Below are 11,845 nucleotides of genomic sequence, written 5' to 3' on the forward strand. Positions count from 1 at the left end.
GTTCGAACGCCTCCTCATGATTTCGGCCTGCGGAGCGGTTTCTTCGCCTTGGGTTCCGGTTTCCCGCTGTCGACCTCTGGTGGCAGTTCAGCGGCAGCCGGGGCAGCTTCGGTTTTGCGTTCCAGCCGGGCCGGGCGGCCTGCGGGCGCTGCGGGCACGCCGCTGTCGGATTTGCGCAGCAAGGGTGCCGGGCGGCCCGATGGCGGGTTGGCGGCAGCGGCTTCCGGCGCTTCGGATCGGCGCTGCAGCGGTGCCGGGCGGCCCGGTGTTGCGGCAGGCGCTGCGGCGGTCTCGTCGCCACGACGCGCCAGTTTCGCCGGGCGCCCCGATGGTGGGCTGGGGGCTGTGGGTGCCGGCCCGCCGTTGTTCGGGCCGGGGCCGTTGTCGGGTGCAGACGGTGGGGCTGACGGTCCACCATCGGCAACCGCGGCCAGAAAGCGCCGACGCACCGAGATGCAGCCCAGCGGGATCACCACCAGCGTCAGGAACGTGGCCACCAGCGAGCCGAACAGCAGCGACACCGCCATGCCGCGGAAGATCGGGTCGCCCAGCAGCACCATCGAGCCGATCACCAGCGCCAGCGCCGTGATCAGGATCGGCCGCAACCGCACCTGTGCCGCCAGGGTGATGGCATCCTTGACATCGCGGCCGCCCTGCACCTCGGCGCGGGCGAACTCCACCAGAAGGATCGAGTTGCGCACGATGATGCCCGCCAGCGCAATGAAGCCGATCATCGAGGTGGCGGTAAAGTCGGCGCCCAGCAGCCAGTGCCCCGGAATGATGCCGATCAGCGTCAGCGGAATCGGCGCCATCACCACCGCCGGCAACAGGAAGCTGCGGAATTCCGCCACCACCAGGAAATAGATCAGCACCAGCGCCGCGATGAACGCCAGCCCCATGTCGCGGAAGGTGACGTAAGTAACCTCCCACTCGCCGTCCCATTTGAAGCCGGACACGTCAGACGAGGTCGGGCGGCTGAAGTAATGGCCGCTGATGGTCTGTCCGTCGGGTGTGACGTAGGATTTCAGCGCGCGGTCCACCGCCAGCATGCCGTAAAGCGGCGCACCCAGCGGGCCGACCACATCCGCGGTCACATATTCCAGCGCGCGCAGATCCTTGTGATAGATCGGCGGTTCGACCGGCACCTGCACAAAGCGGCCAAGCTCGCCCAGCGGCACTGTGCCCCCGGTGGCAGTCGGGATCGGCAGCACCAGCAGGTTGCCAAGGTTGACCCGCGTCGCCAGCGGCGTTTGCAGCACGATCACCGCCTGTTCCAGATTGAAGGTGTTCTGCAACGGCCCGACCTGATAGCCGCCAACCGCCAGCGCGACCTCGCGGTTGATCGCCTCGACGCTGACCCCGGCCATCGCGGCGCGCAGCCGGTCCACGGTGAACTCCAGCCGGTCAAACGGCTCTTCCATGAAGCTGTTCACGTCGGCCACGTCGGGCGTCGCTTTGAGGATGCCTTCGATATGGCTGGCAACCTCGCGGCGGATTTCCGCGGTGGGGCCGTAAAGCTCGACCACCACCGGGGCAAGCACTGGCGGCCCGGGCGGCGCTTCGGCGATGGTCAGGCGGGCATTGGCCTCGGCGGCAATCGGGGCCAGCACCGCGCGGATCTCGGAGGCGATCTCATGGCTGGAGCGGACGCGTTCCTTCTTGTCCACCAAAGCGATGGCGATATCGCCCTGCCAGGGTTGCCCGCGCAGGAAGTAGTGCCGCACCAAGCCGTTGAAATTGAACGGCGAGGCGGTTCCGGCATAGGTCTGAAAGCCGGTGATCTCGGGGATCTGTTCCAGTTGCGCGCCGATGCGCTTGGCCAGGTTCTCGGTCACGAACAGGTCGGTGCCCTCGGGCATGTCGATCACGGCCTGCATTTCGGCGTTGTTGTCGAAGGGCAGCATCTTGAACGCCACCAGCTTCAGCGGAAACATCGCCACGGCGCCCAACATGCAGGCGATAATCGCCAGCAACGTCAGCCGCCCGATCAGCCGGCTGTCGATGATCGGGGTGATCAGCTTGCTGTAGTATTTGGCGATGATCGTGGTTTGCCGGTGTTCGGATGCCGCCGCCTTGCGCAGCGTCGCCATCGAGGGTTTCACCTTGGCCGCCAGCCAGGGCACGAACACGAAGGCCGCAAACAGCGAGAACACCATCGCCGCCGAGGACAGCACCGGGATCGGCAGCATGTAAGGCCCCATCATGCCGCTGACGAATCCCATCGGCAGCAGCGCCGCGACCACGGTAAAGGTGGCAAGAATGGTGGGGTTGCCGACCTCGTCCACCGCGGCAACGGTGACCTCGTCGCCGGTATCCTCTTGCGCCAGCCAGCGGCGGTAGATGTTCTCGACCACCACGATGGCATCATCGACCAGAATCCCGATGGCGAAGACCAGCGCGAACATCGACACCCGGTTGATGGTGAAATTCAGCACATAGGCCACCGCCAGCGACATCAAGAGCACGGCGGGAATGGTGATCAGCACGATGATCGCGGGGCGCACCCCCATGGTGACGAAGGCCAGCACCGTCACCAGCGCCGAGACGATGAACAGCTTCAGGATCAGGTGCGAGACCTTGTCGGAGGCGGTGGCGCCGTAGTTGCGCGTCACCGTCACATCCACCGCCGCCGGGATCAGCGTGCCGGTCATCGCCTGCAATTCATCCAGCACGGTGGTTGCCACATCGACGCCGTTGGTGCCGTGCTTCTTGGCCACCGCCACCGTCACCGCCGCCTTGGTGGTAAAGGCGCCATCCTCGCCGCGCTGGGTGTCTGCGACGATCGAGCGGGTCTCGGAGTCGCCCAGCCGGATGCTGGCGATGTCGCGCAGAAACACCGGCCGGTTCTGGTTCACCGCAACCACCAGATCACCGATCTCGGCGGCATTGGTCAGCAGATCGCCGGAAAACACATCAAACCACAGGCTGCCGTCGATCACATTGCCCGCAGGCACCCGCTGGTTCGCCGCCGAGATCGCCTGCGCCACCATGCTCATGGTCAACTGGAACGTCGCCAGCCGGGCCGGATCGACCTCGACCCGCACCTGTTCCAGACTGCCGCCGGTGACAAAGCTGAGGCCGGTGTTGGGCAGCGACTTGAACCGCTGTTCCACATCCAGCCCAAGCTTGCGCAACTGCACCAGATCAAGCTGATCGGAGGCCAGCGTCACCGTGACCAGCGGCACATCGTCGATCGACTTCGGCTTGACCAGCGGCGGCAGCACGCCCTTGGGGATGCGGTCCATGTTGGATTGCAGCTTGTCATACAGCTTGACCAGCGACGATTCCATCTGCTCGCCGACCTCGAACTGCACCGTGACCATCGACATGCCGTCACGCGACATCGAATAGACGTGCTTGACCCCGGAAAGCTCGGACATCAGCCGTTCCAGCGGTTCCGAGATCAGGTTGGTCACCTCGGCCGCCGAGGCGCCGGGATCGGCCACCATGATATCGACCATCGGCACCGAGATTTGCGGGTCTTCCTCGCGCGGGGTGACCATCAGGCCCAAGGCCCCGATCAGGAAAAACCCCGCCAGCAGCAAGGGAGTCAGCGGCGAGCGGATGAAGGCCCGCGCCGTGCGCCCGGCGATGCCAAGACCCCAGGCACCGCCATGACCGGCGACCGCGGCATGTGCCGGGGCGTCAGGCTGGGAAATGGGGGACATCGGCTCGGTCATGGCGTTCTGTGCACCCCCCGGTCAGCGGTTGGACCCGGCGAGCGAGTCGCCGGATTTGAGGTCAGCCGACGGATTTGCCACCACCGACTCGCCGGTTTGCAGCCCCGACAGCACGGCGGTGTTGGGGCCCTGCACCTCGCCCAGCCGCAGCACACGCATCTCGACCGTGCCGCGGCCATCCACCGCAAAGGCCACTGGCAAGCTGCCGCGCCGGGCGATGGCCGAGTTCGGAATCGCCGGGGCCAGCGCCGAGGGGCTGCCGCCACCCGGCTGTGTCACCCAGGCCACCGCAAACATGCCCGGTGCCGCCGGGGCATCGGCCGGCAGGGCCAGCCGCACCGTCACTGTGCGCTGGCCATCCGACGCGCCCGGAAAGATTTGTGATACCGGTGCCCAAAGGTTCACCGCGCCCAGCGTGACCGGCACCTGCTCGCCGACCCGCAGGTTGGCCACCTGTTCCAGCGGCACCTCGATGCGCAGGTCCAGTTGGTCCACATCCGCCAGATCCATCAGCGGCTGGCCCGGTTGCACAATGTCGCCCACCCGCACATAGCGCTGCATGATCGCGGCCTGGGCCGGGGCCACCGCCCGCAGATCGCGCAGGCGGGCATCCAGCATGTCGATATGCGCCTGCGCACCGGCCAGCGCGGCAATCTGCCCCTCGTAGGCCATGCGCGCTGCGTTCACGACAGGCCAGTCTTTCTGCGCCTGCTGTTGGGTCAGCATCGGGCTGGAACTGCCGAAGGGTGTGGTGGGGCTGCCGGTCAGGCCGGGCAGCATCTGGCCGAAAAAGCTTTGCGCCATATTGTAAAGCGGCACCGACGAGCGGTCGTAGGCATCGTAAAGCGGCCCGCCAAGCGGCGAGGTGCGGTTGCCGTACAGGTCGTGGTAAAGCTGGGTCTGGGCGTTTTGCGACCGGGCCATTTCGGCCGACAGCGTGGCCCAGGCGGCGCGGTATTCCGGCTGCAAGCCGCTGTCATCCAGCGCCACCGCAACCTGACCCGCCTGCAACCGCTCGCCTTCTTGCCCGGCGACATAGGTCACCCGGCCCGGTGCCTGCGCCGTCAGTCGCACCGAATGGCGCGGCTCGACATGACCACCCAGCCGCACGCGCTCGGCGGCGGGCATCTGCGACACCGCCACCACCTGGTCGCGCATCGTGAAAAATGCATTTGCCTGAGCCACGGCAACCGGCGCTTCCGGCGCGGGGGTTCCGCCGCCCAGCCACCACACCACGATCCCGCCGGCCAAAGCCGCAAGAAAAAAGGTGCCAAATCTGGAAACCGCAGAACTCATGCAGCCAGCCCTTTCGCGCACATTAAGAAGGTCTTGCAGATCAGCTGGTCGCGACGCGCCCCATCACCGAGAAGCTCTTGATGAAGGGGCCGGCCATCGCCGGATTCTTCACCATGGCACCATAGTCGCCGGTCTTGAATTTCAGCTTGCCGGTGGTGTAGGCCATGCCCATCGCCATCATGCCAAGCCCGCCGTCGCACCACTTTTTCCAGTCAGCGGGCTTGGCCCGAAGATCCCAGTTCAGCGGTTGACCGCTGTAGGCACCGGCGCCGGTGACATAGCCATTCTCGACTTGCAAATAGCCGCGCGGCTGATCTTCGCCGTCAAAGCCATAGCCGATGTTCGAACTGAAGCCGATCTTGGCCAGCGCATCGCCAAGGTCGGATTCGTCGTTCCAGGCATTGCCGTAATCGACCATCCAGTCGTCAGAAAACAATTCGGGCATTGATCAGCTCCTCCACTTCAGGCGGCCCTCCCAAGCCACCTTTCCTCCGTCTTGCGTCCACACGTTCAGATCGTGCGGTCCAGTCTTTTTGGCTGCTCGGCGAGGCTCGGGTAGAAATATTTTTTTTCCGAATCGGTATTTTCAATTAACTTGTGTTTATATCTTTCCATATACCGTTAACGACATTCTTGTCTATGGTATTGTTTGGCCAATCATTTCTTGAATTCGCCGGCAGGTTTCGCGTGCCGACACAATCCAGCTCCGCTGGCTGGCTTAAACTCGATGACGTCAACAATCCGATCCGAATCGCGCAGCCTTGATGGATGTGCCGACGAGATGACGCAACCTGGGCTTGCGTGTGCAAGTGGTTGTCAAATGTCACACGGTCGCCCCAAGCGGCCCGAAACTGCGGTCAGGCACCCGGGATTGGCGCGTCCGCCGCCAATGGGGCTGCAATCGCCGCGCCCAAGGCAGTGGCGAAATCCTGTGGCGTGGCGGTCAGGATTCCGGCACGGGCGCGGGTGAAAAACGCCGCGACGGCGCTGTCGATCTCGGCCACGGCAACGCCGCGCAGCGCGGCTTCCAGATCGGGGATGATGCGCGGCGGCGTGGCGAAGAAGTCGCCGGTGAACAGCACTTCGCGGATGCGGTCCTGACCCGGGCCTTCCAGCCGCAGATGGGCTGTGATGCTGCCGCCTGGGCTGGCATGGCTGGCCTGGCGCACGTCGGCCGCGGCAGAGTTGTCAAGGCTGTAAACGAAGTCGTCCTGACCGATTTCCTCGGCAAATATGCGGGCGGCGGCGGCTTCCTCGCCGGGCAAGATCGCGCCCCAGACCGGGTCAATACCCAGCCGTTCGGCAAAGGCCGCCAGCAGCGCCTCTTTCACCTCGGCGGCAGGCGGCGGTGCGCCGTTGAACAGCTCGGTCAGGGTGACCACGCGCTGTGCGGCATTGCTTTGGCCATGCCGGGCCAGCTTGGCGGCGGGGATGTTCAGCAGCGACGCCATCCGCGCGCCGTCCATGGCCACCAGCACGGTGCCCTGATAAAAGATCGTGTCATCGTCGAAAAACCCGCCGGTGCCCGAGATCTTGCGGCCCTCCACCTCGATATCGTTGCGCGGGCGATAGCGGGCACTGATGCCCAGCCGCGACATGCCATCCGCCGCCGCCTCGCAGAACGCCCGCGCCACCTCGGCCAGCGTCGGCAGGCCCAGCGTGACCCGGTTGGCCACGATCTCCCAGCCGAACTGGCCTTCATCCAGATACAGCGCGCCACCACCGGTGACCCTGCGCCCGATGCCGACCCCCGCCGCCCGGCAGGCCGGCAGGTTCAATTCCTGGCTGATCGCCTGATGCCGCCCGACCAGCACCGAGGGCGGAAAGGTCAGAAAGCGGATGGTGTCCGGCGTGGTGCCCGCCCGGTGCCCCTCGATCAGCGCCTGATCGAAGGCCATCTGGTCGCGGCAATGCCGGATGCCGGTGTCGATCACCCGAAAGGGTCTGGCCATGGTGTCCCCCGCTTATAGCGTGTCGAATTCCTCGCCCGGCGTGTAGCTTTCGCCGGGGCGGTTCATGTCCAACTGGCTGCGCACCTTGCGGATATCGACCGGCTGCAACGGGAACGGATACGAGGCGATGTCCGACACCGGGCTGTCGCCATAGGGCCGGTCGCAGGCCGAGATATCCTCGGCAAACTTGCCCGGGCAGCCCGAGGTGCGAAAGGCGATGCCGGCGTCGATGATGGCGGAAAGCTCGGATGCGGGCAGGCCGAAATCGGTAACCCGGCCCTGATCGTCGAACCGCATCTGATCCAGCCGCACGCCGCAGTAATCCAGCAGATAACGCGCCAGCTGCACCCGGCGCCACTGATCGCGCGGAGTGGCGGGCAGGTGGTCCATCAGGCTGCCCTTCTCCGGGAAAAAGCAGAACAGATGGCTGTGGCCGCCCAGATCGACCAGGTTTTGCACCACTTCCAGCGTGTCTCGTTCGCTTTCGCCCATGCCGACGATCAGATGCGCGCCGAACTTCTGCGGGCCAAAGACGTCGCGGGCATCCATCAGGATTTCCCAATATTTGGCCCAGGTGTGCGGCGACTGCACGCCCTTGCCGCGGGTGCGGTCGAAAATCTCGGGCGTGGCGGCATCCAGCGCCACGGTGAAAATGTCCGACCCCATGTCACGCAGCCGGGTCACATCGGCGCGGGTCATGGTCGTGGGATTGGACAGGATCGAGATCGGCAGCGCGTCGGGGTCGATCCGGTCGGTCCATTTCTTCAGCACGGTAAAGGTGTCGGCATCGGAATTGGGATGGGTGATCATCGAGATGCACATGCGGTGAAACGGCGTGCCGGGCAGGTCGGCGGCGATGCGGTCCACCACCTCGTCCATCGGCACGGCGGGCCAATCGACGCGAATGAAATTGCGGTCGGCATAGTTGCGCTCGGCCTCGCGGTGGCGGGCCAGACCGCAATAGGCGCAATTGGCGCGGCAACCTTCGGGGTAGGTCAGCAGCAGGTTCAGGCAGCGGGTGCAGGCGCAGCCATGCATCTTGCCTTCCACCAGCCCCAGCGTGATCGCGGCGGCGGTGGACATCTGCACATAATCAGGCGAGCGCATGTTGGGCGTCATCACCCGGTAGTCGGGGCGGTAAAGCCCGTCCGGGGTCACGTCGGCCTGGGTGACCGGGCGGCCATTGCGCAGGGCTTGCGGCACCTTTTCCGGGTGACGCGGCTGCATCGCTTCGAACGGGTTGAAATCAAGGCCATCGGCGCGGGGTTGCGCCGGTTGGGTGCCTTCGGGTTTCAGACAGGTCATGCGGGAATCTCCTCGGGCAAGGGGCTGCGCTGCCAGTAGTCGCCAAAGGCGATCCAGGAGCGGCGAAGGGCGGCAGGCCCCGGAAGGCCGCCGCGGGCATAGTGCGACATCAACTCGCCGCGGCGCTGCAACGCCAGGGCCAGCGAGGGGCCAAGCAGGTCGGTCACCTCCTCGGCGTAGTCAACGGCGGCTTCAGGTTTTCCTGCGGCGATCCGGGCGGCGGCATCCCCCGCCAGGCGGCCCGACAGCACGGCGGCATTGATCCCGGCGCCGGTGATCGGGTTGGCCAGCCCCGCCGCATCACCCGCCAGCAGCACCGGCATGCCACCGGCGCGGCCTTCCAGCCCGCAAATGCCGCCCACCGGAATCGCCCCGCCGGTCAGGCGGCGGATGGCGGGGCCAATCCGGCCCTCGGCCACAAGCTGACGGCGCAGGGTTTCCAGCAGCGGTTTCAGCAGCGCCTTGGCTTCGGGCGCCACACCGAGCCCCAGGTTCGCCTCGGCACCGCGCGGGAACAGCCAGCCATAGCCGCCCACCATTTCCGGCGACAGGAAAATATCGGTGGCCTGATGCGGCGCGGTCAGCGGCACGGTGATCTGCCGCGCCTCGACCAGCGCGCGGTTTTCCATCCCGGACAGCCGCCCCACGGTCGAGCGCGGCCCATCGGCGCCAATGATCACCTGCGGATAAAAGCAGTCGCCCGAGGCAAGACGCGCCTCGCCGTTCTCGACCGTCAGCAGGGCCTCGGCGGTGATGATGGTTGCCCCGGCAGCGCGGGCTTCGTCAACCAATGCCGCATCAAAGGCCGCTCTGTCGATCATCACGCCGCGGAAATCCGGAGTATGGGTGCAGGTGCCGCCCAGATAGGTGTCCATCGCCGCGATTTCTTGCAGTGCCGCCAGCCGCACCGCTGCGGTATCGGCCCCCAGCAACGCGGGCACGAACTCGGCGCATTGCACCGGCAGGCCGGGGGTCGGGCGGCGGTCCAGCGCCAGCACCCTTGCACCCGACCGGGCCGCAGCCGTAGCAGCCGAAGCGCCGGCCGGGCCAAGCCCCACCACCAGAACATCGACCCGGTTCATCCGCCCGCCACCGTGGTCAACCCTGGCAGCTTGCCGCCCACCTTGATCGAACAGCAGGCGTGTTCCTGATGCCATTTCCGCCCGGTCAGCGCCGCCACCCCCAAGGCCCCCTCGGCGGGAAAGGCGATGCCGTCCAGCCCCGCCATCACCGCATAGGCATCGACCAGCCGCTTGTGCATGCCGCCGGGCCGCGCGCAGCCCAGCAGCACTTCGCGTTCCCCCAACACCTCGCGCGCTTGCAGGAAGATGCGGCCCACCTCGGCCGGATCGGGGGTGACGAAGGTGCCGGGGCGGGCGTAATAGGGCATGATCACCACCAGCACCAAGGCCTTGACAGGATAGCGCGCCACCATCTCCAGCGCCCGCGCCTCGCCCAGAATCCGGCCATAATGCAGCCCGATGACGATATGAGGCGAGATTTCCATGCCGGTCGCGGTCAGTGCCGCCAAAGTCGCCTCGAAATCCTCGACCGGGCGATCCAGATGATAGACCTCGCGGATGGTGGCATCGGCGCCGATCACATCCATCATCGCGGTATCGACCCCGGCAGCCTCCATCCGCCGCGCTTCGGTTTCGGTGGTCAGCGCGGTGTGGATGGCAATCTTCAGCGCCGGAAAATCGCGCTTCAGCCCCTCAATCACCGGATAAAACCGCTCATAGCGGATCTCGTTGCGCCGGTTCGACCCGCCCGACAACAGGAACCCCTGCAAGCCCTGCGTCCGCACCAGATCGCGCACCTTGGTATCCAGATCCTCGGCCCGCAGCGCCGGGATCATCGGGTCGAGTATCTTGGCCTGACAATGGTCGCAATCCAGCGCACAGGCCCCACCGGTGATCGAAAACGCCGGGAACGAGTTCTTGCCGCAGCCCTTCACATCGGCGGTTTCGTATTCCTTGAAGGTCGGGGTTGAAAATTTCAGCCGCCGCGCGTGAGCACGGGCGGCATGCGCCTGCATCTCGGCCACCAGGTCCGCATCAAACTCGGCATCCTCCAGCGCCTCGATCCGGCGGATGCGGTCGAGCCAGCCTGACCCGGCTGCGGTAGTGCTTGTGCCGTCCATCACATCCCTCATCCAGCAGCCACCGCAGGGCGGTGCGCCGCGACAATCGACTCGATCTCGGGCCGGATCGGCCCGTCATTGCGCGCGTCCAGCAGGGTGGTCAGCCAAAGCGGGTCGCGTTCGTCATCATCCACCAGATCGCAGTCCAGCGCCTGCAAAATCGACTGCGCTTGCGGGGGCAGCACATCCGGGATCGCCTGCCCGCTGAGCCGCGCCCACATGCCGGCCCAGGCCCGGCCCAGCGTCCAGGGGTTGTAGCCGCCACCGCCCAGCACCACGGCGGCCGGGGTCAGGGCCACCAACGCCTCGACCGCCGCCCAAAGCGCGCCATTCGACAGCATCAGCCCCGACAGCGGATCGCCCTGCAAGGCATCGGCACCCATGGTCACCACCACCGCATCGGGGCGAAAGTCGCGCGCCAGAGGCAGGACAGCCGCCTGCACCAGCCGGTCGAACTCGCTGTCGTTCAGCCCTGCCGGCACCGGCAGGTTGCACGCCCCGCCGCCGTCTGAAAGCGCGCCGGTGAACGGCCAGCGCCCGGCCTGATGCATCGAGATCGTCCGCACCCGTGGGTCGGCGGCAAAGGCCGCCTCGACCCCGTCGCCGTGATGCGCGTCCAGATCGACATAAACCACCCTTGCGCGGCCCAGATCCAGCAGCCGCAGGATGGCGAACACCGGGTCGTTGAAGAAACAGAAACCGTTGGCGCGGTCGGGCATCCCATGATGGGTGCCGCCCGCCGGATGATAGGCAACAGCCCCGGCATGCGCCAGGTCTGCTGCCAGCACAGAGCCGCCGACCGACGTGGCCGCCCGCTGCCAAAGCCCGGGAAACACCGGGTTTTCCAGCGTGCCGAGGTTATGGCGTGCCTGATCTTCCGGGCTTGCCCGCCCGGCAGCCTCGGCCCGCAGCATCGCCTCCAGATAGGCCGGGGTGTGAAAGCGTTCCAGAAAGGCGCGGTCGGCCACCGGGCTTTCCAGCACCGGATGGTCTGGCCCGGTCCAGCCCAGCGCCGCACACAACGCCTCGACCGTGCCGATGCGCGGGATAGCCAGCGGGTGGTTGCCGCGGTAGCCGGTCTGGCGATAGATCGCAGCCGAGATGAAATGTGCCTTCATCGCCAACCCGCATGGGCATTTGCGCAGGTGCACCCGCGGTCACCTTGGGACGAAACAGCGCGATGCATGGAATTCAGTGCAGTTCCGGCCAAGCCACCCTCCCCCAAGCAAAGCGACTCTCGCCGCCGATGACATTCTAAAAACGTTATATGGGAAACCTGCGCTGTCAAATCTATTCTCAGCCGCAGCGCGGCACGTTTGGCCGGGCGCATCGGCACCAAAGAGCCTGACAAGCCCGGCCAACGTTCGCAGCAAGCCAAGGCCGTGGTACCCAACGGCATGTTCAGAGCACCCCCTTGTTCACCGGATGGTCGCGGTTGCCCTCGATGTAGCTGACCTTGCCGGATTTCA

General features: G+C 66.1%; 8 protein-coding genes. All 8 read right to left on the reverse strand.

What is annotated here, in order from left to right:
- Nucleotides 1-14: 14 nt before the first annotated feature.
- Nucleotides 15-3,668, reverse strand: coding sequence for an efflux RND transporter permease subunit (locus RSW2DRAFT_RS09275; protein WP_198008087.1), 3,654 nt, complete (start codon nucleotides 3,666-3,668; stop codon nucleotides 15-17).
- A gap of 33 nt (nucleotides 3,669-3,701) precedes the next feature.
- Nucleotides 3,702-4,976, reverse strand: coding sequence for an efflux RND transporter periplasmic adaptor subunit (locus RSW2DRAFT_RS09280; RefSeq protein WP_008030269.1), 1,275 nt, complete (start codon nucleotides 4,974-4,976; stop codon nucleotides 3,702-3,704).
- 40 nt (nucleotides 4,977-5,016) lie between these two features.
- Nucleotides 5,017-5,421: a hypothetical protein gene (locus RSW2DRAFT_RS09285; protein ID WP_008030270.1), complete on the reverse strand. Its 405-nt coding sequence runs from the start codon at nucleotides 5,419-5,421 to the stop codon at nucleotides 5,017-5,019.
- A gap of 412 nt (nucleotides 5,422-5,833) precedes the next feature.
- The gene (locus RSW2DRAFT_RS09290; protein ID WP_008030271.1) at nucleotides 5,834-6,928 is read right to left on the reverse strand and encodes a lipoyl protein ligase domain-containing protein; all 1,095 of its coding nucleotides are present in this window, start codon (nucleotides 6,926-6,928) and stop codon (nucleotides 5,834-5,836) included.
- A gap of 12 nt (nucleotides 6,929-6,940) precedes the next feature.
- Nucleotides 6,941-8,233, reverse strand: a complete 1,293-nt coding sequence (locus RSW2DRAFT_RS09295; protein WP_008030272.1) for a radical SAM protein — start codon at nucleotides 8,231-8,233, stop codon at nucleotides 6,941-6,943.
- A complete protein-coding gene (locus RSW2DRAFT_RS09300; protein ID WP_008030273.1) occupies nucleotides 8,230-9,315 on the reverse strand; it encodes a geranylgeranyl reductase family protein in 1,086 nt (361 codons plus the stop codon). The genes RSW2DRAFT_RS09295 and RSW2DRAFT_RS09300 overlap by 4 nt, the downstream gene beginning before the upstream one ends.
- Nucleotides 9,312-10,376 (reverse strand): radical SAM protein, encoded by a 1,065-nt coding sequence (locus RSW2DRAFT_RS09305; protein WP_008030274.1) that lies wholly within the window; start codon nucleotides 10,374-10,376, stop codon nucleotides 9,312-9,314. The genes RSW2DRAFT_RS09300 and RSW2DRAFT_RS09305 overlap by 4 nt, the downstream gene beginning before the upstream one ends.
- 8 nt (nucleotides 10,377-10,384) lie before the next feature.
- A complete protein-coding gene (locus RSW2DRAFT_RS09310; protein ID WP_008030275.1) occupies nucleotides 10,385-11,494 on the reverse strand; it encodes an acetoin utilization protein AcuC in 1,110 nt (369 codons plus the stop codon).
- Nucleotides 11,495-11,845 lie beyond the last annotated feature (351 nt).

This window comes from Rhodobacter ferrooxidans (assembly GCF_000176015.1).
Taxonomy (GTDB): domain Bacteria; phylum Pseudomonadota; class Alphaproteobacteria; order Rhodobacterales; family Rhodobacteraceae; genus Pseudorhodobacter_B; species Pseudorhodobacter_B ferrooxidans.